Raw genomic sequence first — 25,193 nt, 5'->3', positions numbered from 1 at the left:
TCGCTTCAGCGTGTCGCAAAGCGAAAAAAAACCCGGTTAAAAACCGGGTTTTCGGTAAAGTGTGAGCGGTTATGCACTCAGCAGTTGATTCATACGACGGATAAACTGATTAGGATCTTCCAGCGTGCCGCGTTCTGCCAGCAGCGCCTGTTCCAGCAGCAGTTCAACCCACTCGCCAAACTGTGCATCATCACCAGTGTCTGCGGCACGTTTCACCAACGCATGATCCGGGTTGAGTTCAAAAATATATTTCACTTCCGGCGCATTCTGCCCAGCGGCGGCAAACAGCTTCGCCATCTGCGTGCTCATGTCATTGGCATCGGTGGTGACGATGGCAGGGGTATCGGTCAGGCGATGCGTCAGGCGCACCTCTTTGACGCGCTCACCCAGCAGCGTTTTCACACGCTCAACAAACGGCTCCAGGGATTTTTCCGCCTCTTTGCGCGCTTCATCATCACTGGCATCATCCGCCAGCTTATCCAGAGCTTCATCCGCTTTGCTAACGGACTGGAAGGACTTGCCGTCAAACTCGGTCAGGTAGCTCATCATCCACTCATCGACGCGGTCAGAAAGCAGCAATACTTCGATGCCTTTCTTGCGGAACAACTCCAAATGCGGGCTGCTCTTCGCCGCAGCATAACTGTCGGCAGTGATGTAGTAAATTTTCTCCTGCCCGTCGACCATGCGGCTGACATACTCTTCCAGCGATACCGTCGGTGCAGCACTGTCGCCATGGGTGGAAGCAAAACGCAGAAGTTTGGCAATGGCTTCGCGATTGCCACCGTCTTCCGCAGGCCCTTCTTTCAACACCAGGCCAAACTGTAGCCAGAAGGTTTGGTATTTTTCGGCGTCGTCTTTTGCCAGTTTTTCCAGCATCTGCAACACACGTTTGGTCAGCGCATTGCGCAGATTCTGCGTAACACGGCTGTCTTGCAGGATTTCACGGGAGACGTTGAGCGGCAGATCGTTGGAATCTATCAAGCCACGCACAAAACGCAGGTAGTTCGGCATGAACTGCTCGGCGTCATCCATGATAAACACGCGCTGAACATAGAGTTTCAGGCCATGTTTATGATCGCGGTTCCACATGTCCCACGGTGCCTGAGAAGGGATGTAAAGCAGGCTGGTGTATTCCTGTTTCCCTTCCACACGGTTGTGGCTCCAGCTCAGCGGATCGCTGAAATCGTGGGCAATATGCTTGTAGAATTCTTTGTATTCTTCTTCGGTCACATCCGCTTTGTTACGCGTCCACAGCGCCTGCGCCTTGTTAACCTTCTCCCAAGTGACCGTCGGCTCGCCACCCTCTTCTTCGCTCGGCGTATGGGTTTCAATTTCCACTGGCAGCGCGATGTGATCGGAGTATTTACCGATAATGGAACGCACACGCCACTCATCGAGAAACTCATCTTCCCCTTCGCGCAGGTGCAGGGTTATCTCGGTACCGCCATCGGCCTTGACCACATCCGCCACGGTGTATTCACCTTCACCCGCCGATTCCCAGAACACACCTTCTTCTGCCGCCGCGCCCGCCGCACGGGTACGCACCGTCACTTTATCCGCAACGATAAACGCTGAGTAGAAGCCCACACCGAAATGACCGATGAGTTGGCTGTCTTTGGCCTGATCGGAGCCGATAGACTCTAAAAACGCTTTGGTACCCGATTTGGCAATGGTGCCCAGATTATCGATAACTTCATCGCGGCCCATCCCGATACCGTTGTCTGCGATGGTCAGGGTACGTTGCTCTTTATTGGTGGAAACGCGCACACGCAGTTCTCCATCCCCTTCATAGAGCGCTGGCGAAGATAAGGCGCGAAAACGTAACTTGTCTGCCGCATCAGAGGCGTTGGAGATCAATTCACGCAGGAAAATTTCTTTATTGGAATAAAGTGAATGGATCATCAAGTGCAGCAATTGCTTCACTTCAGATTGAAAACCGCGCGTTTCTTGGCCCTTCATGCTCATTGTCACTTACCTCAATCCTAATAGTTAGTCAGGCTGATAATGTTCAATCCCTGTAGCGGGTATGGGAATGGTGCCGGTATTTCCGGCCAGTAGGCAAAAGGTGGGGATAAGACGAAAGGTTTTCAAGAGCAAAAAACAATTTATCCCCAGCGCGGCGTCAGATGAAGACGACACCGCACCGGAGAAAAGGCTGCACAGCCGCTACAAACGGATGGGATGACGCCCCTCAAGCGAATGGGAAAGCGTGGTGCCATCCACCATTTCAATCTCTCCACCGACCGGCACGCCGTGCGCAATGCGGCTCGCCACCACGCCGTGCTGGGCACACAGCTCAGCAATGTAGTTAGCAGTCGCATCCCCTTCCACCGTCGGATTGGTGGCAAGAATCACTTCTGTCAGGTTTTCCTGCCCTAAGCGCTGTTCCAGCAGATCGAGCCCGATATCATCCGGCCCAATGCCATCCAGCGGCGACAGGTGTCCCATCAACACAAAGTAACGTCCAGAAAACTGTCCAGTCTGCTCAATGGCGTGGATATCTGCGGGGCTTTCCACCACGCAGATCTGGTCCGTTTGCTGACGACGTGGATTGGCACAGATCGCGCACTGTTCCTGCTCGGTAAAGGTGCGGCAATCCACACAGTGGCCGATTTCGGACATGGCACGCGTCAGGGCCTGCGCCAAACGCATACCGCCGCTACGATCGCGTTGCAGGAGTTGAAACGCCATGCGCTGTGCTGATTTCGGCCCCACGCCCGGCAAGCAGCGCAGTGCCTCCATCAATGACTCAAGGAGCGGACTGGTTTGCATCAGAACGGCATCTTTAAGCCCGGCGGTAACTGCATGCCGCTGGAAACTGACTCCATTTTCTCTTTCTGGGTTTCGTCGATGCGGCGCGCTGCATCGTTGAACGCCGCGGCGATCAAGTCTTCCAACATCTCTTTATCGTCTTCCAGCAGGCTGGGATCGATTTCGACACGGCGGCAGTTGTGCGCACCGTTAATGGTCACTTTGACCAGGCCTGCGCCTGATTCACCCGTTACTTCCAGGCTGGCAATCTCTTCCTGCATTTTCTGCATTTTGTCTTGCATCTGCTGGGCCTGTTTCATCAGATTGCCCAAACCACCTTTACCAAACATATGCTTCTCTCTATTGCATGGCTGCAAGAATTGCAGCGGTTAAACGGGGCGGATACTCTCTTCGTCCAGTTCCGCATCAAAGAAACGCCGCAGCGTTTGAATCGTTTTGTCGGTCGTCAGAGACTCGCGCGCTTGCGCCAGTTTCTCTTCATAAATCGTCTGACGCCACTCCAGCGGTGTTAACGTACTGGGATCGTCATCTTCTACCACCACCAGGGTGATGGGCTTTCCATAATGCGCTGCCAATGCATCCATCAACGTTTTTTGTGCCGACGGTGAATTCAGGTGGCGCTGCGATGAGCGTAAATGCAGCGTCACCGTGCCGTCATCCGTGTCGACCTTGAACGCGTTAAGCGCCAATTGCAGAACCAGCTTCGGTAGCGGTAAACGCTGCACCTCTGCCGCCCAGGCATCGCGCGTTTGCGCTTCTTCCGTCAATTTAGCCGCTAACTCCGGCGTTTTCTCGTATTCCAGCACCGTACGCAACGCTTTTGGCGTGGCGATGGTTTCGGTCACGATGGTTTGCTGTTGCTGCGCGCGCCAGCGGTACGCCTCAGGCTTTTTCTGCACCTCGCCGTTCTTGTCAGCCGCCTGACGCTGCTGACTGCGTTCCGTAACCGAGGCAAGACGTTCCAACGCCGATACCGCCGTGCCCGGCCGTGCGCCTTCCTGCGCCGCCGGTTCAGGCTTTTTTGGCGGCGGTGTACCCTGCCGCTGCAATAACTGGCTGCGCGCCTGTAACAGTTGCGAAGTAGCGTCCGGCAGCGGTGCAGCGGGAGCAACAGGTTCCTGCGGCGCCGCTACCGGCGATGACGGTGCGGCCGCAGGGGATGACGGTGCGCTGGGCGAAACGGTCTGACGCGCAGGCGCAATATGCGCTGGCGGTGCGCTAATAGCCACTGGCACGGATGCCACGGGAGCAATCACAGCCTGCGGGTGAAACGCCAAGGCTCTTAGCAGCGTCATTTCAACGCCCATACGCCTGTCTGGCGCATAGGATAATTCTTTTCGTCCCACCAACAACGTCTGATAGTAGAGTTGCACGTCGGCAGGCGGTACGGTACTCGCCAGATCGCGCAAGCGCGACGCAATTGGGGAATCTTCCGGTCCGAGCGCCGTGGGCAGCAACTGTACCATCGCGATACGATGCAATAGCGTAAGCATCTCAACCAACAGCGCTTCCCACTCAACGCCACGCGACGCGGCCTGCTGAAGCAACGCCATGGTCTGCTCACCGTTGGCATTGACGATAGCTTCAATCAGCGCCAGCGGTTGTTCATCATCCAACGTGCCCAGCATGCGTGCGACCGCGTCGGTCAATACCGCTCCCTGCCCCATGGCAATCGCCTGATCGGTCAGGCTCAGCGCATCGCGCAGGCTGCCCTCTGCCGCACGCGCCAGCAGTTGCAGGGCGCGCGGTTCAGTCGCAATCGCTTCGGCTTGCAGCACCTGCTCAAGGTGCTGACGGATTTGCTCCACATCCAGCGCTTTGAGATGAAATTGTAGGCAGCGAGAAAGAATGGTGACCGGCAACTTCTGAGGATCGGTGGTCGCCAGCAGGAATTTAACGTGCTCGGGGGGCTCTTCCAGCGTTTTTAACAGCGCATTGAAGCTGTGGCGGGACAGCATGTGCACTTCATCGATCAGGTAGACTTTGAACCGACCGCGCGCTGGGGCATATTGCACGTTATCCAGCAGTTCGCGGGTGTCTTCTACCTTGGTGCGCGAAGCGGCATCAATCTCGATCAGGTCAACAAAACGCCCTTGTTCAATTTCCCGGCAATTCGCACACTGCCCACAGGGCGTGGCGGTAATCCCGCTCTCACAGTTCAGTCCTTTCGCCAACAGGCGAGCGATACTGGTTTTTCCCACGCCACGCGTGCCGGAAAACAGATAGGCGTGATGAACCCGCCCCATCGAGAGACCATTGGCCAATGCGGTCAGCACATGTTCTTGACCGACAACATCAGCGAAAGATTGAGGACGCCACTTACGGGCCAGTACCTGATAGCTCATCAATACCGCAACGGTTGTGTGATTGAGGAGGCCATGCTAACACAGTCTCGCCGGACACGGCGAGACTGTTTATCAGGATAGCCAACAGATTTACGGCGGAAAAAAGGCAGGATCAATGGCCTGGGAAATTCACCAGACTGTAGCAGTTGATACCGAGGTTATTCAAACGCTGCTCGCCGCCCAGATCGAACAGATTAATGATAAATGCCGCATCGGTGACGTCTCCGCCCAAACGGCGAATCAGCTTAACCGTGGCTTCAATGGTGCCACCGGTGGCCAGCAGATCGTCGATCACCAAGACTTTGTCGCCAGCGTTGATGGCGTCAGTGTGAATTTCCAGGCTGTCAGTGCCGTATTCCAATTCATAGCTTTCTGAGATCGTCGGACGTGGCAGCTTGCCAGGTTTACGCACCGGCACAAAACCCACGCCCAACGCCAGTGCCACCGGGGCACCGAACAGAAAACCGCGCGCTTCCGTGCCTACCACTTTTGTTACGCCAGTGTCACGAAAACGGTTTGCAAGCATCTCAATACTGGTTGCATACGCAACGGGCGTTTCCAGCAGGCTAGTGACATCACGGAACAAGATCCCCGGTTTGGGATAATCGGGAATGCTTTTAATGCTGTTTTTGATTAATTCTGACTGCTGTGCGGTTACGCTCATCATCTTTTGCCTGATAGTACGCTTTAAAAATCTTACCCATGACCGCTGATGCTCCTTGCCTCTCATCGATATTGAGAGATAACCGGATGCGAACGGCACACGAAAACGCTCAAATCTAGTCAAACTGACGATCAAATGCAACAGCCCACGGTGGGTTTTATTGTCGCGGATCAACAACCGGCAGGCGCAGCATAAAGGTGAGCAAGACCGCCATTATCGTTAACAGCAGCACTCTGAACCATACCATATCCACCAGCCACAGCGAAATGGCGAAAGTCAGCACGATCATTATCACCGCTTTGCCTTTCGCCCCCGGCGGCAACGCCCGATGATCCTGCCAGTGACGCAAATAGGGACCAAACCAGGAACGGTAGAGCAACCAGGCATGAAAACGCGGTGAGGAACGGGCAAAGCACCATGCAGCCAGCAGCAGGAAAGGGGTCGTCGGCAACAGCGGCAATACAACGCCTAACGCCGCCAACACAACCGCTAACCATCCCAATACCACCAACCCGATACGATATATCACTGCGTATCCTCTTCACGTTACGCCCTGGCACTCTAGCATCCCGCCTTTTCCTGACGTTAGTTAAGATGCGATCATCTTTCTCTCCCACAAGCAAAAGGCTTGTGCCTGCTGACAATCCCGTGCAAGCTTGGTTTTATCATTTCATTATGTGGGTCAATCCGTGAACCGCCACCACTTTCTTCAGGCGTTGGAACATCAACTGGTCCTGTTGGCTCAGGCGGTCGCTCCGCTGGCAGACAGGCCGTTGGCATATTCCCGTTTTGACAAACAGCTGTTTCACTCACATGGTACGCGTTTGCGCGATTATCTGAGTGAAGTTGAGCAAAATTTTCAGTCCTTGCGCCATCTGGTAGCAGAAAACCGTACCGAACGCGTCGCGTTCATGACGGAAAAACTGGTCGCGCAGATCGGCGCGTTACAGCGGGAACTCTCCACACAAGCGTTACGTCGTCAGGAAGAGAAGACGCCGATCGCGATTGCCAGCGATCTGTATCAAAAGCTGGCAGAGCACCAGGACTATGAACGACGGCTGAATCTGATGATTCAGGACCGGGAAAGCCAACTCGACAGAGCAACAACGCTGAGCGCGCAGCAACAATTGCAACGAGAGGTAGCCACGCTGGAAGGCCGCTTGGCGCGCTGTCGTCAGGCGCTGGCGCGTTTAGAGCGTCAGGTGGAAAGGCGTGAGCAAGGGCTGTAACCGCAACCAAATGACCTAACGCATGTCGCTGGAAAACGCCCCGCCAGAGGTAAAACTGGCAGTAGACCTGATTATGCTGCTGGAAGAGAGCGATATCGCGCCTAATGTGGTGCTGGCTGCTCTAGAGATTGTGCGACGTGACTATGAATCCAAGGCGTATGCGATAGCCAGACCTGAACCTGACAACGGATGACCCTACTCTCACCGTCATTCCCGCGAAGGCGGGAGTTTTATACCGAAAAAACGCGTTGATTCTCACCGAGATCCTCGGCTTTCGCCGAGGATGACGAGGGGCAAAGCGGTTTTGTTATCAGACGGATGACCCCGCTTACGCCGTTTCACCTGCCGCGTTACCGCCCAACGCGCGGTTTATCTCCTGCACTTCACTGCCCTGTTTGTTATGCAGTTAGACTTCAAGCTGATTAAACGCGATATCAATATTATTTTCCCGACACAGCCTGTCGACACTGCGGTTTAACTCATCCACCGTATAGCTGCGATCGCGCAGTTCCCGCACATAGAGCCGCAGTTCGTGATCCAAAGAGCTGGCACCAAAAGCCAGGAAAAATACCTGCGGTTCAGGATCGGTCATCACGCGGCTGTTCTCATGCGCCGCCTGCAACAACACCGCTTTCACCTTGTCCAGATCGGAGCCGTAGGCCACGCCAATTTTAATCAGCACGCGCGTGATGGTGTCAGACAGTGACCAGTTGATCAGTCGCTCGGTCACAAAAGCCTTTATTGGGAATAATCAATTCGTTGCGATCGAAATCCGTAATGGTGGTGGCGCGGATTCGAATTTTACTGACCGAACCGGAATAGGTGCCAATGGTGATGGTATCGCCAATGCGTACCGGGCGTTCGAACAGAATGATCAGGCCGGAAATAAAGTTGGCGAAAATCTCCTGCAAGCCGAACCCTAACCCCACCAACAACGCCGTGACCAGCCACTGTAACTTGTCCCATGACACCCCAATCGAACTGAGCGACGTCGTGGTGCCCACCGCCATGATCAGGTAGCTCAGCATGGTAGTAATGGCGTAAGAGGTCCCCTGGCGCAATTGCAAACGCGACAACACCAGCACCTCCAGCAAGCCCGGCAAGTTGCGCATTAACACATAGGCCACCACTGCGACGATGATCGACAGCATCAGATTGCCCAGCGTCACCGCCTGCAATACGGCATTGCCAGCCACGGTGGCGTTGTAATGCCACAGCGTAATGCTGTCGAGGTAGGACATCACCGTCACCAAATCTGACCAAATCCAGTAGAGCACGCCAGAAAAAATCAGCAACAGCACCATGGTGGTCAAACGCAACGATTGCTGACCAATCTGATCCAGCGCCAACGGCGGCTCTGGTGCTGGTTCGCTGACCTCTGCGCCTTCTTTATTCAGGTTCTGACGCCGCGCCACTGCACGACGGTATGCCAATCGACGTGCCGCCACGCTCAAACCACGAATCGTGGTGAGATAGACCAGGTTCCACACCAGCAACAAATACAGGCTTTCCACCCAGCGCCCCAGCAGTCGCAGCGTGGTGTAGAAGTAGCAGCACACCATCAAGCCCAGCAGTACCAACGGCAGGATCGCGATCACGGTAATCACAATCAGCCGGATCGTGTGCGTTTCTTTTTCCCGCCAACTGTCACGACAGAGCGGGAATACCAGAAGGCGCAGTCTCCTGACGTACCCGATCGATGGCATCCAGAGACTCAAGCGTGTGGGTGAGATCCTGCTGCGTCAGTTTATCGACTTCCGTCAGGTTTTTCTGTTTGCCAAGCGCGTCCAGCGGCGCCTGAATCTCACTGCGCGTGGGAATATCATTACTGGTCGCAGCCTGTGCAACAGTAGAAAATCCAATGGAAAATAGCACTAAAAGGGCAACGCTGCGGGAAACAATCGATATAATACGCGGGAAATCAAGGCCGCGAGAAAGAGACTTGCAGTACATGATACGTCGTCAGGCATAAAAACAATGTCGAAGAATATCACGGTTCTGCACGCTAACGCACGGAGCAAACCTGACGAAAAAGTAACGATTCATTATAACGGACAGTGTGTTATAACAGATTGAATCTTATTCGGCGTTTTCTTGTACAGGCGTGGTAAGCGGCAACCTGAGCGCCGGGCTGAAACGCAGCATATCAACAAAGCTGTCTACCAAGGTTGGCGCCTCCTGGTGGATATCAAAGCTCTCGGGCAAAAACAGCCAATTCTCCAGAATACCGGAGAAATAGGCGCGCAAGGTCACAGCGGCACGACGCAAATGCAGATCGGACGGCAGGAAACCTAATTGAATACTGTGATTGAGGCTATCCTCAATCTGTTCATAGCAGGAGAAATAGAGCGCCTTGCGTGCGTTATACGACGGTAACATTTCACCGACAAACTCACACTTATGGAAATTGATCTCCATAATCGAGCGCCACTGGGTGTCGGTCGTCGTCAAACGCAGCATATAGATCAGTAGCTCACGCATCACATGCAGTGGATTATCAGGGAATTTTGCCTGATACTCAGATTCGAAATCGTTGATTTTCGTCTCGGACAACGCCCATATTGCATCAAACAACTCAGCCTTGTTTTTGAAGTGCCAATAAATCGCACCGCGCGTGACGCCTGCCGCGGCAGCGATACCCGCCAGCGACGTGGCGGAGACGCCGAACTCGGAGAAGAGGCGTAAGGCCGTATCAATAATGTGTTGTCGTGTTTCCTGGGCCTGCTGTTTGGTTTTTCGTGCCATAGCGCTGTTTTTTAAGGGAAGCATGATTTACATACATTCGCGAATGTATGTAACATAACACGCTTGCAGGATTATCCCAGCAATGGGTTTTAGGGCTTGTGATCCATTGGTCAAATTCAAATCGGACACTTGAGGTTTATTTATGAACAAAAACAGAAGGCTTATGCCTCTGGCGGCAGTCCTGATGCTTTCTGGCGGCTTAGCGCTCACAGGGTGTGATAATAAAAATGAAGGTCAGCAACAAGGCGGCGGACAGCAAGCGCCTGAAGTCGGCATTGTGACCCTCAAAACACAACCGTTGAACGTGATCACCGAACTTCCAGGGCGCACTAACGCATTCCGCATTGCCGAGGTTCGGCCTCAGGTGAGCGGTATTATTCAGAAGCGCCACTTCGTCGAAGGGAGCGACGTGAAAGCGGGCACTTCTCTGTACCAGATTGATCCGGCAACCTATCAGGCGGCTTACAACAGCGCGAAAGGGTCGTTGGCACAAGCACAGGCTCAGGCAGAAATCGCCCGTTTGACCGTGAACCGTTACAAACCGCTGGTTGGCACTAATTATGTCAGCAAGCAGGATTACGATCAGGCATTAGCCACACAGCGCCAGGCAGAAGCCAGCGTACAAGCAGCACAAGCCTCTGTGGATTCTGCGCTCATCAACCTGAACTACACCAAAGTACTCTCCCCGATTTCAGGCCGTGTTGGTAAATCAACGGTAACCGAAGGGGCGTTGGTGGCTTCTGGTCAGGCGACGGCGTTGACCAGCGTTCAGCAACTCGATCCGATCTATGTGGATGTGACGCAATCCAGTAATGACTATTTGCGACTGAAGCGTGAGCTGGAACAAGGCACGTTGAAACAAGTAGGTGGCAAAGCGACCGTGCGTCTGTTGCTGAATAACGGCACTGAGTATGCGCAAAACGGTACGCTGGAATTCTCTGATGTCACGGTAGATGAAACCACGGGCTCTATCACCCTGCGCGCTATCTTCCCTAACCCGCAACACGATTTGCTGCCGGGCATGTTTGTGCGTGCACGCCTCGATTCAGGCGTGAACAATGACGCGCTGCTAGTGCCGCAACAAGGCGTGACCCGCAATCCGCGCGGTGAAGCCACCGCCATGGTTGTTGGTGAAGGTGACAAGGTTGAAGCACGCACGCTCACGACGGCCCAGGCTATCGGCAGCAATTGGCTGGTGACCTCCGGCCTTAAAGCAGGCGATCGTCTTATCGTGACTGGGTTGCAGAAAATCAGACCGGGCGCGCCCGTCAAAGCAAAAGAGACGCCACCTGGGTATGGTGAAGAAAAACCTGCGCAGTCTGAACCCGCGAAGTCTTAACAGGAGCCTGTAATTCATGGCTAAGTTTTTTATTGATCGTCCCATCTTTGCATGGGTGCTCGCCATTATGGTGATGATGGCGGGGGCGTTGGCAATTATCAAGTTGCCTATCGCCCAATATCCTACCATTGCACCACCGGCCATTGAAATAACGGCGAACTACCCGGGCGCGGATGCTTCTACACTGCAAGACTCCGTGACGCAGGTTATCGAACAGAACATGAACGGTATCGATAACCTGCTCTACATGGCATCCAGCAGTGATTCATCGGGTACCGTTCAGATTACGCTGACGTTTGACTCGAAAGCGGATCCGGACATTGCTCAGGTCCAGGTACAGAACAAACTGCAACTGGCGATGCCGCTGTTGCCGCAGGAAGTGCAGCAACAGGGCGTAAGCGTAAAGAAATCGAGCAGTAGCTTCCTGATGGTAGCTGGCTTTATTTCTGAAGGCGGCTCACTGACGCAGCAGGATATCGCTGACTACGTGGCAGCGAACATCAAAGATCTGCTCAGCCGTACCAACGGTGTCGGTGACGTGCAGTTGTTTGGTGCCCAATACGCCATGCGTATCTGGTTGGATCCGAACAAGCTCAATAGCTTCCAGATGACCACTGGCGATGTGGTGGCTGCCATCAAAGTGCAGAACAACCAAATTGCCTCCGGACAACTGGGGGGGACACCGCCGCTGCCGGGGCAGAAGCTTAACGCATCGATCATTGCCCAGACGCGACTGAAATCTGCCGATGAGTTCTCCAACATTCTGTTGCGCGTCAACGCTGACGGTTCGCAGGTACGCCTGCGTGATGTCGCCCGCGTAGAGTTGGGTGGTGAAGACTACAGCGTTATTGCACGCTACAACGGGCAGGCAGCCGCGGGGGTCGGTATCAAGCTGGCAACCGGTGCGAATGCGCTGGATACCGCTTCCGCCGTTAAAGCCGAGTTGGTTAAGCTACAGCAGTTCTTCCCGGCTGGATTGAAAGTGGTTTATCCCTACGACACCACACCGTTCGTTAAGATCTCGATTAACGAAGTGGTAAAAACGCTGGCGGCAGCCATCGTGCTGGTGTTCCTGGTGATGTACCTGTTCCTGCAAAACTTCCGAGCCACGTTGATCCCGACGATCGCGGTGTCGGTGGTGTTGTTAGGCACCTTTGCCATCCTTTCTGCTTTCGGTTACTCGATTAACACCTTAACCATGTTCGCCATGGTACTGGCCATCGGTCTGCTGGTGGATGACGCCATCGTGGTGGTGGAGAACGTCGAGCGCGTAATGATGGAAGAAGGGCTCCCGCCCAAGGAAGCCACCAAGAAATCGATGTCGCAGATTCAGGGCGCGCTGGTTGGTATTGCGCTGGTGCTGTCTGCAGTGTTTATTCCGATGGCGTTCACGGGCGGTTCTACCGGTGCCATTTACCGCCAGTTCTCCATCACCATTGTATCCGCGATGGTGCTGTCGGTACTGGTGGCATTGATTCTGACGCCGGCGCTCTGTCCCACGTTGCTCAAACCGATCGCCAAAGGCGACCATCACGAGAAGACGGGTTTCTTCGGTTGGTTCAACAAACTGTTTGAAAAGAGCACCACCCATTACACCGACAGTGTTGCCAACATTTTGCGCAGCACCGGTCGTTATCTGGTGGTCTACCTGCTGATTGTGGTTGGTCTCGCAGTGCTTTTCATGCGTCTGCCAAGCTCCTTCCTGCCGGAAGAAGACCAGGGCGTGCTCTTGACCATGGTGCAACTCCCTGCCGGTGCAACCCAAGAGAGTACCGAGCGCGTGCTGGAGCGAGTGACCAAGCACTACCTGGAGAATGAGAAAGAGAACGTTAACTCGGTCTTTACCGTTAACGGCTTCGGCTTCTCCGGTCGTGGACAGAACGCCGGTCTGGTCTTCGCCAGTCTGAAAGACTGGGGTGAACGGCCCGGTGCGGCAAACAAGGTCGGTGCCATTGCCGGTCGGGCTAACGCTGCCTTCTCACAAATCAAGGAAGCGATCGTTATCGCCTTTAACGTTCCCGCCATCGTTGAGCTGGGTACCGCAACCGGTTTTGACTTCCAGTTGCTGGATCAGGCGAACCTGGGGCACGAGAAGCTGACCGCAGCGCGTAACCAACTGCTGGGAATGGCCGCACAGCGTCCTGATACCGTGGTCGGTGTACGTCCAAACGGCATGGAAGATACTCCGCAGTTCCGTATCGATATCGATCAGGAAAAAGCGCAGGCGCTGGGGGTATCCCTGTCGGATATCAACGCCACGCTGGCAACCGCGCTGGGCGGCAGCTACGTCAATGACTTTATTGACCGTGGCCGTGTGAAGAAAGTGTATGTGCAGGCTGATGCGCCGTTCCGTATGCTACCAAGCGATATTGAGCGCTGGTATGTGCGCGGCAGCAATAATCAGATGGTGCCGTTCTCTTCCTTCTCACAAAGCCACTGGACGCACGGTTCACCGCGTCTGGAACGCTATAACGGACAGCCGTCTATGCAGATTCAGGGTGAAGCAACGCCAGGTAAGAGTACCGGTGAAGCAATGGCCTTGATGGAAGAGTTCGCCAAACAGTTGCCGGAAGGTATTGGCTACGACTGGACCGGGATGTCTTATCAGGAGCGTCTGTCGGGTAACCAGGCACCGGCCCTGTATGCCATTTCACTGATTGTGGTGTTCCTGTGTCTGGCCGCCCTGTACGAGAGTTGGTCTATCCCCTTCTCTGTCATGCTGGTGGTACCGCTCGGGATTATTGGTGCGCTGCTGGCCGCCACCATGCGCGGATTGGAGAACGGCGTCTACTTCAAGGTAGGGCTACTGACCACCATTGGTCTATCGGCGAAGAACGCGATTCTTATCGTTGAATTCGCCAAAGACCTCATGGAGAAAGAGGGGAAAGGCTTGATGGAGGCGACGCTTGATGCAGTACGTATGCGTCTGCGCCCCATCCTGATGACCTCGTTGGCCTTTATCCTCGGCGTAGTGCCGCTGGTCATCAGCCACGGTGCCGGCTCCGGCGCACAGAACGCCGTAGGTACTGCCGTAATGGGCGGGATGATTACCGCAACGGTGCTGGCAATCTTCTTTGTTCCCGTGTTCTTTGTGGTGGTACGCCGCCGCTTTAGCAATAAAAATGAAGACATTGAACACAGCCATATCGTTGAAAAACCGTAACTGAGTTATTCCCCAAAGGCCGCGCAAGCGGCCTTTTTAAATCAATGGAATCAATGATTTGTCTTCTAATTCATCAGGTTAACCGAAACACTAATCCTATAAACTCCCGGCAAATCCCGATGTTTTGGGCAAAATGTGGATCACGTACTGGATAATTGCAACGTTACAAAACAGCGTGGCAACAGGAACTGAAGATGTCTCAGAGGAGTCATTTTGCAGCGGTCATGCAAAGAGCTTCTGCACCAATAATTGTTGATGCAATTCATTTAGAGGCTCTCCAGTGGATTTAATTTTACTGCGTCGTTAAGGTAGTCTGGCGCAAAGTGTGCGTAGACCATCGTTTGTAAAATGGTAGAGTGCCCGAGGATTTTTTGCAGTGAAATAATATTGCCGCCGTTGATCATAAAGTGGCTGGCGAACGTGTGCCGCATGACGTGTGTAGCCTGGCCATTTGGTAGGTCAGGGACGAGCGCTTTCAGTGTCTTGCGAACGTTATCGTAATTAGCACCCGGGAACAGCTCGCGTCCGTCGCCACTGTCTGTGATTTCTTTATACAGTGCTTCAGAAATAGGCACTGTCCTATCCTTCCCGTTTTTAGTGTTCACGAACGTACACTTGAAAGGGATAACAGCATCCCGCATGAGCGTTGCTGCTTCACTCCACCGCGCCCCGGTGGCGAGGCAGAGACGGGCGACCTTGAGATCGTCCTTCTGTAGAGATGATAAAAACGCAATGATTGAGACTGTAAAATAATCTGTGTAAATGGCATTTTGAGGAAAACCTTCAAAGGATAACAAAATGCCTATCAGCAACGAACTTATTGACCAACTGCTTCAAGATTGTCACTCCCCTCAGGATCTGCTGGGTGAATCAGGCCTACTCAAGGTGCTGACTAAAAGACTGGCGGAACGGGTTCTTGAAGCTGAGATGGAGATGCACCTTGGGTATGCTAAGCATGACCCGGCTGGTAATCATTCAGGCAACTCACGCAATGGCAAGACATCCAAGAGCGTACGTAGCCAAAATGGGGAGATCGAGCTCGATATTCCGCGCGACCGCAACAGTACCTTCGAGCCGACACTGATCGGTAAGCACGAAAAACAGCTTAACGGCTTCGATGACCGCATTATTTCTCTCTATTCCAGAGGGTTATCAACCCGTGATATTCAGGCACACTTTAAAGAAGTCTACGGGGTCGATGTTTCCGCTGGCTTCATTTCTCAAGTGACCAATGCTGTGATGGATGAAGTTAAGCGCTGGCAGCAACGGCCGCTGGATGCGCTTTATCCCATTGTTTACCTTGACTGTATTGTTGTCAAAAGCCAGGACGGCGGAGCCGTGGCCAACAAGTCTGTTTATCTGGCCCTCGGCGTCAACGGCCAGGGCGAAAAAGAGCTGCTGGGGCTATGGATAGCCAAAACTGAGGGGGCCAAGTTCTGGTTATCTGTGATGACAGAACTGAAAAATCGTGGGCTAAAGGACATCTTCGTCGCCTGCTGCGATGGCCTGAAAGGCTTTCCTGATGCCATTGAAGCTGTTTACCCGCATACGCGGGTACAGCTCTGCATTGTGCATCAGGTGCGGAACTCGCTGCGCTACGTCGGCTGGAAAGAGCGTAAGGCCGTTGCTGCTGACCTGCGCACCATCTATAGTTCCGCAACGCTAGAGGGCGCTGAAGAGGCCCTGGATGCCTTCGCGGCCAAATGGGATGAACAGTTCCCGACGATCAGCCCGTCGTGGAGAAATAATTGGGAACGTCTCATCGTCATTTTTGACTTTCCGCCGGAGATCCGCAAGGTTATCTACACCACCAACGCGATAGAGTCGTTAAATGCTTCATTGCGCAAGATAACGAAAACGCGACGAATATTTCCAACGGATGACTCGGTGATAAAATTACTCTATCTAGCCTTGCATAATATCTCTGCTAAATGGACCTTGCCAATCAGAGACTGGAAACCTGCTATGAGCCAATTCATGTTGATGTATGGAGAACGAATCTCCGGTTAAGCAATGGAGCCATTTACACAAAATTCTTTACAGACTCCAATGATTTGCGGTTGCGTCAGGTAGGCCATTTCGCGTGCGCTGCGTTTTATTCGTGTCAGCCCGGTGAGGGGGTGCTCGTTGTGGTAAAGCGCGGCTTCAATGAGCGCGGTGAACACGCCGCTTAACATTGTCTGGTCTTTGTTAATGGTTTCGGGCTTAACCCCTGAGTCGAGTCTTAAGGCGCGATACGTTGCAACGCTGCTACGGTTAACCTGATCGGCGCGGGGATGCCCCATTCTTTCGGAAATATTCATCAACTTTTTGTAAATTGCGACCCCGTCTTTCAGTGTTCTGCCGTGGTGCGCGTACCACAGCTCGATGAGATCGGTTAGTGGTCGTCGGTCGGCAGGTCTCTCTATCCAGTCCTTGTTATGCTGTGTCGCAACTATCCAGCGTTCATATTGTTGCGCCTCAGATTTAGTCAGGAAGGTTTTGCGGATGCGTTTACCGTCCCGCCCCTGCGGACGAACATCAACCCGATACCGTCCTGTATCCAGCTTAGTGATCGTCATTCCATAAATTCCGCTCGTAGCAAATCCCGCCCGTACTCCACTTTTCCATAATGTTTAATGCGGTCAACCAACCTTCTGGACTTTTTGGTGACTCAATGTGATGTCTTGCCCATCATGGGAGAGAGTCGGGGAAATTTGTCCCGCTGCTTCTGATGTCTTATTGCTCATTAGCCACATCATGTATTTTTCAAATCGTGGATGCTGAGTGATTTTGAGCAAAATATCACTGCCAACACTCTCAACCCTGCCTGTTTCGTAATACTTCTGTGTACCTGCGGGAATGCCTGTTAATTCAAAAAATTGAATACGCGTCAGTCCTTCGGCATCCCTGATGGCTCTTATTTTTTTTCCAATATCAGTTGACATGGTAGATATTACCACCCTAAACTCGCTGTTAGGGGTAGAGATATCCACCCCAACCCCAGATGAATCCGGTTAAGTCCGGCGTGATCTTAGAGGATAAGCCATGACAACGAAAAAACCAAAGCCTGCCTTGGTGAAAATGCCAGATTGCCCTGTCGTTTTTTGTTTGCCGTACCCAAAACTGACGCTTTCCGCCTATGCAGGGATCACCGGCCAGACTGTGCGCACAATCCAGCAGCAGGCGAATGAAGGAAAGTTGGTGCTGACAAAGAACAAGCCAGGACGGGAACGTCAGGTAAACATGGTTTACGAGTTCCTGGAGGCATACGCGGAAGCGCAGGAAGCGCTAATGATGAGGACTTGAATAAAATGGTTCACATCACGCCCTGTTGCGAAACAGAGTTTCGAAAAGCCGCCCATCGTCGCAGCAAGTTTGAAGTCATGATGCAGGAGACCACCGCCAATGATTGATTTCACCCTCGTGCTACTCAGCCTGACCCCTGTTGGCTTCATGCTCTATGCATCCTTCGACAGAGAGATAGACAGGATCCGGCAGAAACGCGCCGCCGCCAGACGCAAAGCTTATCGGGCGCGCAAAGAAGACATAGAGCGCCAGGCCCGCCGACGTTTGTAGAGGAAAGGCAATGCACCCGATCTGCGCCACATTGATAAACGAACTAATGCAGGGCTATCAAGCCAAGTTGGCAAACCTCCGCGCTGCGACGGCTTTAGCCCTTGAACTACGGCAGTGGTTAATCAACGACTATGCATACCGCTTGAGTATTGATCTGGAAGATGTATTAGACGATGCCTATGCAACCGGAGATATCGCCAGCGCTAAGCAGATTGATGGCGTTATCCGGCTGTTTTATACCGGTAATGGCATGACAGAGGGCCACCAGAGCCAAAGCGAATATTGATGATGTGGTAAAGAAAATCTGAATCAAGGGGACTCATAAGAAGGGCAAGAAGTAATAAATCAATAAAATATCGCGAGGGTAGAAATGGAATTAATACAGCTAAATGAGCATATTTCATTCCATCGCGGATTCACGATTTGGAAATTACCGCGAAAAAAACCTTATAAGGTGAGACGTTATCAAATAACACGCGGAAGCGATTATTTAGGGTTGGCTTTTTCTTCACTCGAAGCTCGTAGAATAATTGATGAGATTCTTAATCATGCAAAATGAACCCGTAATTAGCGTTGCGCCTTTTCTCAAATATCAGTCACCCGCACCTAAGCATGGCGTTTACGCAACATGCCGTAATGCCGGGTGGTTTGAACATTCTAACGGGCGTCGTTGCTCACCTAAACCACAGCAAGTTTATTTTCATCCACAAAGCAACAAACCTTACATACCGGAACGCAAGCGCCGCAGTTGGTTTGCGCGTCTGATAGGTATTAAGGCGTAGCGCCATGGCTAACACAGAATCCGCCCGCGCCATTGAGATTAAACTAGTTGCTGAATAGAGACTTGCATTTTTTGTCAGGCTATTGAGAATAAAAAGAGGTTTAACTTAGAGAATAAAGGTTTGAAATGATCAACAAAGAGCGGTTGTTACGAGATAATCGTTTATGTAAAGCAATCATTGGATTATCAGTCGAAGAATTGAAAAATTTAGCCGCTGAATTTTCAGCTTGTTATTTGATTTATCGGAAAAAGAATCGAAAAGATCACGAGCGGCAGATGGGTGCAGGGCAGAAAGGATTTATCCCAACCCCATTAGATAAACTGCTTTTTATTTTATTGTATTTAAAATGTTATCCGACCTATGATTTGCAAGGACTTCTTTTTGGTTTAGATAGAACACGGGTATGTCGCTGGGTAAAAATATTATTGCCGGTTTTAGAGATGACCTTGGGGCGAGAATGTGTTTTGCCCGCTCGTCAAATTCGCTCTGCTGAGGAATTTTTTCGCGCCTTTCCTGGAGTTAAAGACGTCTTTATTGATGGGACAGAGCGACCTGTCCAAAAGCCTAAGAATCTGCGTCGGCGAAAAAAAATGTATTCGGGAAAGAAAAGACAGACCACTCGAAAAGGGCTTATTATGACTGACGAAACAAGGCAAATTGGATTTATCCCCATGAGCAAAAATGGGCGCCGTCACGATAAACGCTTACTCGATAAAGTCGATATAATTCGCCATATTCCTCCTGAGGTAACCATCTGGGCAGATACCGGTTTTCAAGGTATAGATAAACAGCATCCTAATACACAAATCCCAAAAAAAGGAACTCGAAAAAGACCTTTATCGCCTGAACAAAAACAAGAAAATAAAATAATCTCGGGCATCCGTATTACAGTTGAACACGCCATCGCGGGTATCAAGCGCCTCGGTTGCATGACCCAAATTTTACGGAATCGTAGACCCTTTATTGATGATACCTTCTTACTCCTTAGCGCCGGTCTTTGGAATTTCCATCTCAGAACAGCATAAAATTTACTTCAATCACCGAAACACCCTTATTTCACTATTAAGCAACACGCTTATTGGCATAAGCGCCAGGGTTGAGGGGGCTTTGTTGAATAATTTAACCGTTTGATTTACATCTTCTTTAGTTAGAATGCATTTACAGAGAATGTATTTTGTTAGAACGACAAATCAAATAGTTAGCACAATAAAAAGCATTCCGAGAGGAAAAATTAGTCGTTGAAATTTTATAATGCTTATATAAATCAGTATCTTAAATTATTCAACAAAGCCGGTTGAGGGGCTAAACCATATTGCAGCGTTACGGGGTAAATTCTTCCCGGCAAATGGTGAAAGGGATATGTGTCGCTTTATCGATGATATGCGCGATAAATACGAACCAGGCTATCACGATAACATTCGCGTTCTGTCTGCCTTGTTTGATTTGGCTGATATTGATAAGGAACGGCAGCACTTGAAATTTAATGAACTGACAACTGACGAGAAAGAAAGGTTGATTAAAGCAATGAATAAACTCAAGGCAGTTGTGAGTTTATTCCCCAAAAATCTAATTTTACCACTGTAATAAATCCGGCTTTTTAAGGCGTAAACCCGCCGGGACTTCTATTACCTGAAAAAAGGAAACCACCATGAGAAATGCAGAAGTTAAACCAATGCGAGGGGCAGATAACAATGCGCTCGTTAGCCTGTTAACCGAAGCGCGCCTGGAAGAAAAAAAAGACCAGCATTTAGCCTTTTCAATTCGCCTTGCTGCCCTGTCTATCCACGCACAGCAAAAAGAGTATTCCGCTGTAGAGGTCATTGAGTTGCTACGCAAAGAGTCAGAACGCTTCGAAAATTCGGCACGGGAGATCATCGCATGAACCACGTAATGATTGACCTTGAAACGTTGGGGACAAATCCTAACGCGCCAATTGCGTCCATCGGCGCGGTGTTCTTCAATCCTCAAACGGGTGAGTTAGGCGAACAGTTCTATTGCCGCGTCGATTTTGTGAACCATATGCAGCGCGGTGCGTCACCGGATGGCGACACGATAAAATGGTGGCTACGTCAATCGCCGGAAGCGCGCGCCGAACTGGTGCGCGATGATAGCTCATCAATATTTGAAGCGCTGGACGACGTTAGATGCTGGCTGCTGGATAACGTCTACGATATAAATTGCCTACAAGTATGGGCAAAAGCCCCGTCTTTTGATTGTGTCATTTTGAGAGCGGCATTTAACCTTGTATTGGGTGATGCGCCTTGGCATTACCGAAATGAGCAGGATGTTAGAACTATTGAGGCGTTAGCGCGTTATCAAGACCTCGACATCCAGATATTTAAAGTGGGTAAGCACCACGCACTGGCGGATGCCGTTAATCAGGCGGCATTAGTTTCTGCTGTCATATCTCGGTTGGCTCAGAACCAAGGCAGTGCCTTATGATCCGCCCGTTCCTCAAATGGGCGGGGGGTAAAACCCGCGTCCTGCCTGAGTTACTCCAGCATTTGCCGAAAGGTGATTGCCTTATAGAGCCATTCGTTGGCGGTGCGTCTGCATTCCTGAATACGGATTATCCCCGCTATGTACTGGCTGATATCAATGCTGATTTGATTAATTGTTATCGTGTTGCGACTACTGAAACGGAAGCGTTAATTTCAGTGGCAAAGGCTTTATTTCAGCATAGCAACAGCAAAGATGAATATTCGGTACTCCGCCGCAGTTTCAACTGTCAGCGCAATACGGGGAGCGGCACAAGCATAGACCTTGCCGCATTGTTTTTGTATCTGAACAGGCACGGCTATAACGGTATGTGCCGTTATAACAATAACGGGGATTTTAATATCCCATACGGGAAATACAAAAATCCCTATTTTCCTGAACAGGAAATCAGACAGTTTGCAGAAAAAGCCAACGACACTAAAGCTGCTTTTGTCGTAGCAGATTTCCGCAAAACTCTGACAAGCACAGCGATAAACAAAAACAGCGTTATCTATTGCGATCCGCCATACCTGCCTGCCAGTGATACCGCCAATTTCACGCAATATCATCATTCTGCCTTTACGCGTGAACATCACCGCCAACTGGCTAAATACTTAAAGTGTGTGCGTTATGAAACTGACGCAGCAGTGGTTATCTCAAATAGCGACAACCCCGCAACGCGTGAAATTTATCAGCACTACCAATTCCATGAAGTCAGCGTAAGCCGTTCGCTAGGCGCTGCCGTTGCATCGAGAAAAAAGGCCGGGGAAGTGATCGGTGTGCTGAATGTGCGGAGGTTACGCCATGGGTAAAAACGCCATCACTGAGGAGGCTATGTAATGGCCGCCTACTACAACGAGATTGATCCCTTTGCGGCCCAATGGCTGCGTAACCTTATCACCGCCGGCCATATTGCGCCGGGCGATGTCGATGAACGCTCGATCGAGGATGTCACTCCCGATGACTTACAAAACTACATGCAATGCCATTTCTTTGCCGGGATCGGCGTCTGGTCATACTCCCTGCGCCGCGCTGGATGGCCCGACGAAAAACCAGTATGGACAGGCTCATGCCCTTGCCAACCCTTCAGCGCAGCAGGAAAAAAATCAGGATTTGACGACAAGCGCCACCTATGGCCCACATGGTTTCGTCTTATATCTCAGTGCTGTCCTGGAATCGTCTTTGGTGAACAGGTTGCAAGCAAAGACGGCCTTGCTTGGCTCGACCTTGTACGCCTTAACATGGAAACAGCGGAGTACGCCTTCGCGGCTGTTGATTTATGCGCTGCGGGCGTCGGTGCCCCGCACATCCGGCAGCGGCTTTTTTGGGTGGCCGACGGCGAACGCCAGCAACATAAAAAATGCGTATCAGGATTGGGAAAAAGTAATGCGACGGAAAGCGGCTGGCCGTCAATCGAACCTACAGGGCTTTGCTTGTCTGGCAGGGTGGCCGACGCCAACAACCAGCGATCACAAGGGGAGTGGCCCTACAGTGATTCGGCGGGATGGCAAGGATCGGACTTTTGGACGGCTGGACTATGCAACGGAGCAAGGGATAGTGCATCAGCCTATCCGACTAACGGCTTCTGGCGTGATGCAGATTGGCTCTTCTGCCGGGATGGAAAGTGGCGGACAGTTGAACCCGGCACATTCCCGCTGGCTCATGGGATTACCAACCGCGTGGGACGACTGCGCGCCTACGGTAACGCGATAAATGCCGAGGTAGCCACGACTTTTATTTCCGCATACATGGAGTGCGGAGATAATGTCTGAGCAATGGGCCTATGCGTGGAATGCTCCCCGGCCTGCTATTCAAAGCCCATTCCCGACCTATGACGAACTCCACCAGAGAGAAAGGGAAAACGAGGCCTTAGCAGGCGCTCAGGCGTTGTTGCAAAAGCAGGCGATTATCGTCCGTATGGATGTGACGCGTCGGGCCAATCAGCTTGAGAAAGAACAAGGTATTCAGCGGGCCAATGCATTCTTAGCCAAGACCTTTGTCGAGCGCATCTTGCCACGCGTTAACTTAGTTTCCGCCCGCTATCATATCCCGGAAATGACCGCGGACACCGCCCAGCTAATGTGGCGGTTCAATCATCTTCTTGATATGGCGCGGTGCGATATTGAACTGCTCGCCCAGGATATAGCCAGTTTTGTCTGCCTTGAGCTGGGCACAATAAATCAGGAAATGGCGGATTGTGGCGATCTCAAGGTAGCACACGCCTTGTACGTTCGTGCTGGCACTATCACCCAGGCATTCCGCCAAAACGCGCCCCATTGGGACAAGTTGATTTACCGCTTTTTTTGTGAAGATAAAGCGGCTTCCGCCGTTTCTCGCATGATGTCCGATAAGTGGTGGCTGGGCCGCCTGCGCCGCCATGCGAGCGAATGGCGTGAACATCTACAAATTGCACTGAACAACGTCAGCAAGCGCGCCAGCACCTACGCCAGCAAAACGACGATCCTTGAGTGGAAGGAGCAAAAGCGCCGGACGCGCGAATTCCTCAAGTCGATGGAACTGGAAGATGAAGATGGCAACCGCATTAGCCTGATCGATAAGTATTGGGGCAGTGTGGCTAACCCGGCCATTCGCCGCACCGAAATGATGGTACGTACCCGTGGCTTTGAAAATATCTGCAATGGCCTGGGCTACATGGCGGAGTTTTACACGCTAACGGCCCCGTCAAAGTTCCACGCCACCACGATCCACGGACACCGTAACCGCAAGTGGAACGGCAGCAGTCCGGCTGATACTCAGCGCTATTTGCGCCGCGTGTGGGAGAAAGCACGCGCCAAACTGCACCGCGAAGATCTGCGTATTTTTGGCATTCGCGTGGCTGAACCGCACCACGATGGCACACCCCACTGGCACATGCTGTTTTTCATGCGTCCCGGCGAGGCTGATCGGGTGCGGGAAATCCTGCGGGATTACGCCTTTGAGGAAGATGGCGAGGAGCTTATCACCACCAAAGCACGTAAGGCCCGATTCCATGCGGAAGCCATCGATCCGGAAAAAGGCTCCGCTACAGGCTATGTGGCCAAGTACATTTCGAAAAATATCGATGGTTACGCCCTGGACGACGAACTTGATGACGAAAGCGGCAAGCCGATGAAGGAGGCGGCGGCCGCTGCTGCTGCCTGGTCGGCGCGCTGGCGTATCCGACAGTTTCAGTTTGTTGGCGGTGCTCCGGTGACCGTTTACCGCGAACTGCGTCGCATGGCCGATCATGATACGGCTATGGGGTTAAGCGTGGACTTTGCTGCGGTGCATGATGCGGCGGACGTGGGCGATTGGGCTGGGTACATCAATGCCCAGGGCGGGCCATTCGTTCGTCGCGACGAATTGGTTGTCCGTACCTGGTACGAGGTCAGCGAGGACGTTAACCCTTTTGGGGAGGAGGTGATCAGGGTGAAAGGGGTGTTTTCTCCATCCGTGGGCATGGATACGCCGATTTTAACCCGTGTGACACAGTGGAAGATTGTGCCAAAGTTGGCCGCCGATCAGGCGGCTGGGGTTAGCGACGCGAACGCGTCGCCTAGGAGTTCTGTCAATAACTGTACGGTGCAGCAAAAAATTAACAAATCAGTGCGATCGCAAGGGGATAACAGATCGCCGGGAGAACTTGAAAAAGCCTGGACTGGCAAAGTGGAAGCAGAGCGAAATGCTACCGCCCGCATCTACCGTGAAGTCGCTACGCAGTGGGAGCGAGAGCAGCGATCAATTACCCGTAAAGAAACACCGGGAGAGGCCATGTTGTCACGCGGTCTGACACCGCTGGAATACCAGCTAGATACGTTTGCCTCATCAATCGGCCTGTCTGTTACCGAAACACAACTAAAAGCGTTGACGGCGGGGGCGGTTCTGCTGGTTGAGGGCACGCGCTATCGGGCCAGAAAAGATGGTGTGCTTTATATCGTCGGCACGCCTGAAAAACCGAACAAACAAGAGGGCGCGCTCTTACAGCGCCTGAAGGAACAGTTCGGACGGCAAAAGGTACTCAAGCGCCTAATTGACCGTCATTGCCTGCCGGCAGAAGAAACACCTGATGATCCGATTGTTTGGAGCGTCCCTTATGCCCGCTAAATACCGTGTTCGTCGGCCTCAAACCAGCCGGAATG

At 52.2% G+C, this 25,193-nt stretch carries 26 protein-coding genes and 2 pseudogenes; 16 read left to right on the top strand and 12 right to left on the bottom strand.

Annotation, left to right across the window (positions count from 1 at the left end):
- Nucleotides 1-69: 69 nt before the first annotated feature.
- The 6 genes from htpG to ACQGXV_RS23855 form a co-directional block, all read right to left on the bottom strand.
- Nucleotides 70-1,959 carry a molecular chaperone HtpG gene (gene htpG, locus ACQGXV_RS23880; protein WP_440863393.1) on the bottom strand — a complete coding sequence of 630 codons (1,890 nt, stop codon included), beginning with the start codon at nucleotides 1,957-1,959 and terminating at the stop codon, nucleotides 70-72.
- Nucleotides 1,960-2,166: 207 nt separating this feature from the next.
- Entirely contained in the window at nucleotides 2,167-2,772 is a 606-nt protein-coding gene (gene recR / locus ACQGXV_RS23875; protein ID WP_440863392.1) for a recombination mediator RecR, read from the bottom strand.
- Entirely contained in the window at nucleotides 2,772-3,101 is a 330-nt protein-coding gene (locus ACQGXV_RS23870; RefSeq protein ID WP_440863391.1) for a YbaB/EbfC family nucleoid-associated protein, read from the bottom strand. The genes recR and ACQGXV_RS23870 overlap by 1 nt, the downstream gene beginning before the upstream one ends.
- Before the next feature lie 39 nt (nucleotides 3,102-3,140).
- On the bottom strand, nucleotides 3,141-5,117 hold the full coding sequence (gene dnaX / locus ACQGXV_RS23865; protein ID WP_440863390.1) for a DNA polymerase III subunit gamma/tau: 1,977 nt from the start codon (nucleotides 5,115-5,117) through the stop codon (nucleotides 3,141-3,143).
- Between the two features lie 112 nt (nucleotides 5,118-5,229).
- Nucleotides 5,230-5,781, bottom strand: a complete 552-nt coding sequence (gene apt, locus ACQGXV_RS23860; RefSeq protein WP_440867573.1) for an adenine phosphoribosyltransferase — start codon at nucleotides 5,779-5,781, stop codon at nucleotides 5,230-5,232.
- A 157-nt stretch (nucleotides 5,782-5,938) separates the two neighbouring features.
- The gene (locus tag ACQGXV_RS23855; RefSeq protein WP_440867572.1) at nucleotides 5,939-6,307 is read right to left on the bottom strand and encodes a DUF454 family protein; all 369 of its coding nucleotides are present in this window, start codon (nucleotides 6,305-6,307) and stop codon (nucleotides 5,939-5,941) included.
- Between the two features lie 163 nt (nucleotides 6,308-6,470).
- Here ACQGXV_RS23855 and priC point away from each other — a divergent pair, with 163 nt between their 5' ends.
- Both priC and rsmS read left to right on the top strand, forming a co-directional pair.
- Nucleotides 6,471-7,010, top strand: coding sequence for a primosomal replication protein PriC (gene priC, locus ACQGXV_RS23850; protein WP_440867571.1), 540 nt, complete (start codon nucleotides 6,471-6,473; stop codon nucleotides 7,008-7,010).
- 22 nt (nucleotides 7,011-7,032) lie between these two features.
- Nucleotides 7,033-7,203: a pleiotropic regulatory protein RsmS gene (rsmS, locus tag ACQGXV_RS23845; protein ID WP_440863389.1), complete on the top strand. Its 171-nt coding sequence runs from the start codon at nucleotides 7,033-7,035 to the stop codon at nucleotides 7,201-7,203.
- Between the two features lie 135 nt (nucleotides 7,204-7,338).
- On the opposite strand, the pseudogene ACQGXV_RS23840 reads toward rsmS, so the two are convergent.
- The 3 genes and pseudogenes from ACQGXV_RS23840 to acrR all read right to left on the bottom strand — a co-directional run.
- Nucleotides 7,339-8,689, bottom strand: a pseudogene (locus tag ACQGXV_RS23840) (mechanosensitive ion channel domain-containing protein); the annotation flags it as partial.
- A complete protein-coding gene (locus tag ACQGXV_RS23835; protein ID WP_440863388.1) occupies nucleotides 8,658-8,885 on the bottom strand; it encodes a hypothetical protein in 228 nt (75 codons plus the stop codon). The gene ACQGXV_RS23835 and the pseudogene ACQGXV_RS23840, both read right to left, overlap by 32 nt.
- 204 nt (nucleotides 8,886-9,089) lie before the next feature.
- A complete protein-coding gene (gene acrR, locus ACQGXV_RS23830; protein WP_222159905.1) occupies nucleotides 9,090-9,755 on the bottom strand; it encodes a multidrug efflux transporter transcriptional repressor AcrR in 666 nt (221 codons plus the stop codon).
- A 142-nt stretch (nucleotides 9,756-9,897) separates the two neighbouring features.
- On the opposite strand from acrR, the gene ACQGXV_RS23825 reads away from it, so the two are divergent.
- On the top strand, nucleotides 9,898-11,094 hold the full coding sequence (locus tag ACQGXV_RS23825) for an efflux RND transporter periplasmic adaptor subunit (protein WP_440863387.1): 1,197 nt from the start codon (nucleotides 9,898-9,900) through the stop codon (nucleotides 11,092-11,094).
- 16 nt (nucleotides 11,095-11,110) lie between these two features.
- Complete coding sequence (locus tag ACQGXV_RS23820) at nucleotides 11,111-14,257, top strand: efflux RND transporter permease subunit (RefSeq protein ID WP_440863386.1); 3,147 nt, start codon at nucleotides 11,111-11,113, stop codon at nucleotides 14,255-14,257.
- A gap of 266 nt (nucleotides 14,258-14,523) precedes the next feature.
- Here the strand turns inward: ACQGXV_RS23820 and ACQGXV_RS23815 are convergent.
- Nucleotides 14,524-15,015: pseudogene (locus tag ACQGXV_RS23815) on the bottom strand (tyrosine-type recombinase/integrase); the annotation flags it as partial.
- A 40-nt stretch (nucleotides 15,016-15,055) separates the two neighbouring features.
- On the opposite strand from ACQGXV_RS23815, the gene ACQGXV_RS23810 reads away from it, so the two are divergent.
- On the top strand, nucleotides 15,056-16,267 hold the full coding sequence (locus ACQGXV_RS23810) for an IS256 family transposase (RefSeq protein ID WP_440862551.1): 1,212 nt from the start codon (nucleotides 15,056-15,058) through the stop codon (nucleotides 16,265-16,267).
- Here ACQGXV_RS23810 and ACQGXV_RS23805 read toward each other — a convergent pair.
- Both ACQGXV_RS23805 and ACQGXV_RS23800 read right to left on the bottom strand, forming a co-directional pair.
- The gene (locus ACQGXV_RS23805) at nucleotides 16,264-16,818 is read right to left on the bottom strand and encodes a phage integrase (protein WP_440863385.1); all 555 of its coding nucleotides are present in this window, start codon (nucleotides 16,816-16,818) and stop codon (nucleotides 16,264-16,266) included. The genes ACQGXV_RS23810 and ACQGXV_RS23805 overlap by 4 nt on opposite strands.
- A gap of 63 nt (nucleotides 16,819-16,881) precedes the next feature.
- A complete protein-coding gene (locus ACQGXV_RS23800) occupies nucleotides 16,882-17,184 on the bottom strand; it encodes a helix-turn-helix domain-containing protein (RefSeq protein WP_440863384.1) in 303 nt (100 codons plus the stop codon).
- Between the two features lie 100 nt (nucleotides 17,185-17,284).
- Here ACQGXV_RS23800 and ACQGXV_RS23795 point away from each other — a divergent pair, with 100 nt between their 5' ends.
- The 11 genes from ACQGXV_RS23795 to ACQGXV_RS23745 all read left to right on the top strand — a co-directional run bounded on the left by ACQGXV_RS23795 (nucleotide 17,285) and on the right by ACQGXV_RS23745 (nucleotide 25,158).
- Nucleotides 17,285-17,545, top strand: coding sequence for a hypothetical protein (locus ACQGXV_RS23795; RefSeq protein WP_440863383.1), 261 nt, complete (start codon nucleotides 17,285-17,287; stop codon nucleotides 17,543-17,545).
- Between the two features lie 99 nt (nucleotides 17,546-17,644).
- Nucleotides 17,645-17,815 carry a hypothetical protein gene (locus tag ACQGXV_RS23790; protein WP_440863382.1) on the top strand — a complete coding sequence of 57 codons (171 nt, stop codon included), beginning with the start codon at nucleotides 17,645-17,647 and terminating at the stop codon, nucleotides 17,813-17,815.
- Between the two features lie 46 nt (nucleotides 17,816-17,861).
- On the top strand, nucleotides 17,862-18,101 hold the full coding sequence (locus tag ACQGXV_RS23785) for a hypothetical protein (protein ID WP_440863381.1): 240 nt from the start codon (nucleotides 17,862-17,864) through the stop codon (nucleotides 18,099-18,101).
- Between the two features lie 84 nt (nucleotides 18,102-18,185).
- Entirely contained in the window at nucleotides 18,186-18,374 is a 189-nt protein-coding gene (locus tag ACQGXV_RS23780; RefSeq protein WP_440863380.1) for a DUF4761 domain-containing protein, read from the top strand.
- Nucleotides 18,375-18,722: 348 nt separating this feature from the next.
- On the top strand, nucleotides 18,723-19,622 hold the full coding sequence (locus tag ACQGXV_RS23775; RefSeq protein ID WP_440862939.1) for a transposase family protein: 900 nt from the start codon (nucleotides 18,723-18,725) through the stop codon (nucleotides 19,620-19,622).
- A 238-nt stretch (nucleotides 19,623-19,860) separates the two neighbouring features.
- Complete coding sequence (locus ACQGXV_RS23770) at nucleotides 19,861-20,181, top strand: DUF5347 family protein (RefSeq protein ID WP_440867570.1); 321 nt, start codon at nucleotides 19,861-19,863, stop codon at nucleotides 20,179-20,181.
- Between the two features lie 64 nt (nucleotides 20,182-20,245).
- The gene (locus ACQGXV_RS23765; RefSeq protein ID WP_440863379.1) at nucleotides 20,246-20,479 is read left to right on the top strand and encodes a DUF2732 family protein; all 234 of its coding nucleotides are present in this window, start codon (nucleotides 20,246-20,248) and stop codon (nucleotides 20,477-20,479) included.
- A complete protein-coding gene (locus ACQGXV_RS23760) occupies nucleotides 20,476-21,039 on the top strand; it encodes a 3'-5' exonuclease (RefSeq protein ID WP_440863378.1) in 564 nt (187 codons plus the stop codon). The genes ACQGXV_RS23765 and ACQGXV_RS23760 overlap by 4 nt, the downstream gene beginning before the upstream one ends.
- Nucleotides 21,036-21,887, top strand: coding sequence for a DNA adenine methylase (locus ACQGXV_RS23755; RefSeq protein ID WP_440863377.1), 852 nt, complete (start codon nucleotides 21,036-21,038; stop codon nucleotides 21,885-21,887). The genes ACQGXV_RS23760 and ACQGXV_RS23755 overlap by 4 nt, the downstream gene beginning before the upstream one ends.
- Before the next feature lie 27 nt (nucleotides 21,888-21,914).
- Nucleotides 21,915-22,847 (top strand): DNA cytosine methyltransferase, encoded by a 933-nt coding sequence (locus tag ACQGXV_RS23750; protein ID WP_440863376.1) that lies wholly within the window; start codon nucleotides 21,915-21,917, stop codon nucleotides 22,845-22,847.
- The gene (locus ACQGXV_RS23745; protein ID WP_440863375.1) at nucleotides 22,840-25,158 is read left to right on the top strand and encodes a replication endonuclease; all 2,319 of its coding nucleotides are present in this window, start codon (nucleotides 22,840-22,842) and stop codon (nucleotides 25,156-25,158) included. The genes ACQGXV_RS23750 and ACQGXV_RS23745 overlap by 8 nt, the downstream gene beginning before the upstream one ends.
- The last annotated feature ends 35 nt before the right edge of the window (nucleotides 25,159-25,193 follow it).

The sequence above is a fragment of the Symbiopectobacterium purcellii genome, from assembly GCF_052050035.1.
Taxonomy (GTDB): Bacteria; Pseudomonadota; Gammaproteobacteria; order Enterobacterales; family Enterobacteriaceae; genus Symbiopectobacterium; species Symbiopectobacterium purcellii_A.
The sequence above is the reverse complement of the archived record's forward strand: the minus strand, read 5'-3'. Positions and strand labels throughout refer to the sequence as shown.

Coding starts and splice junctions, on each gene's coding strand:
- htpG (WP_440863393.1), bottom strand. CDS start 1,959: ATGAAGGGCCAAGAAACGCGCGGTTTTCAATCTGAAGTGAAGCAATTG.
- recR (WP_440863392.1), bottom strand. CDS start 2,772: ATGCAAACCAGTCCGCTCCTTGAGTCATTGATGGAGGCACTGCGCTGC.
- ACQGXV_RS23870 (WP_440863391.1), bottom strand. CDS start 3,101: ATGTTTGGTAAAGGTGGTTTGGGCAATCTGATGAAACAGGCCCAGCAG.
- dnaX (WP_440863390.1), bottom strand. CDS start 5,117: ATGAGCTATCAGGTACTGGCCCGTAAGTGGCGTCCTCAATCTTTCGCT.
- apt (WP_440867573.1), bottom strand. CDS start 5,781: ATGAGCGTAACCGCACAGCAGTCAGAATTAATCAAAAACAGCATTAAA.
- rsmS (WP_440863389.1), top strand. CDS start 7,033: ATGTCGCTGGAAAACGCCCCGCCAGAGGTAAAACTGGCAGTAGACCTG.
- acrR (WP_222159905.1), bottom strand. CDS start 9,755: ATGGCACGAAAAACCAAACAGCAGGCCCAGGAAACACGACAACACATT.
- ACQGXV_RS23825 (WP_440863387.1), top strand. CDS start 9,898: ATGAACAAAAACAGAAGGCTTATGCCTCTGGCGGCAGTCCTGATGCTT.
- ACQGXV_RS23820 (WP_440863386.1), top strand. CDS start 11,111: ATGGCTAAGTTTTTTATTGATCGTCCCATCTTTGCATGGGTGCTCGCC.
- ACQGXV_RS23810 (WP_440862551.1), top strand. CDS start 15,056: ATGCCTATCAGCAACGAACTTATTGACCAACTGCTTCAAGATTGTCAC.
- ACQGXV_RS23805 (WP_440863385.1), bottom strand. CDS start 16,818: ATGACGATCACTAAGCTGGATACAGGACGGTATCGGGTTGATGTTCGT.
- ACQGXV_RS23800 (WP_440863384.1), bottom strand. CDS start 17,184: ATGTCAACTGATATTGGAAAAAAAATAAGAGCCATCAGGGATGCCGAA.
- ACQGXV_RS23795 (WP_440863383.1), top strand. CDS start 17,285: ATGACAACGAAAAAACCAAAGCCTGCCTTGGTGAAAATGCCAGATTGC.
- ACQGXV_RS23790 (WP_440863382.1), top strand. CDS start 17,645: ATGATTGATTTCACCCTCGTGCTACTCAGCCTGACCCCTGTTGGCTTC.
- ACQGXV_RS23785 (WP_440863381.1), top strand. CDS start 17,862: ATGCAGGGCTATCAAGCCAAGTTGGCAAACCTCCGCGCTGCGACGGCT.
- ACQGXV_RS23780 (WP_440863380.1), top strand. CDS start 18,186: ATGGAATTAATACAGCTAAATGAGCATATTTCATTCCATCGCGGATTC.
- ACQGXV_RS23775 (WP_440862939.1), top strand. CDS start 18,723: ATGATCAACAAAGAGCGGTTGTTACGAGATAATCGTTTATGTAAAGCA.
- ACQGXV_RS23765 (WP_440863379.1), top strand. CDS start 20,246: ATGAGAAATGCAGAAGTTAAACCAATGCGAGGGGCAGATAACAATGCG.
- ACQGXV_RS23760 (WP_440863378.1), top strand. CDS start 20,476: ATGAACCACGTAATGATTGACCTTGAAACGTTGGGGACAAATCCTAAC.
- ACQGXV_RS23755 (WP_440863377.1), top strand. CDS start 21,036: ATGATCCGCCCGTTCCTCAAATGGGCGGGGGGTAAAACCCGCGTCCTG.
- ACQGXV_RS23750 (WP_440863376.1), top strand. CDS start 21,915: ATGGCCGCCTACTACAACGAGATTGATCCCTTTGCGGCCCAATGGCTG.
- ACQGXV_RS23745 (WP_440863375.1), top strand. CDS start 22,840: ATGTCTGAGCAATGGGCCTATGCGTGGAATGCTCCCCGGCCTGCTATT.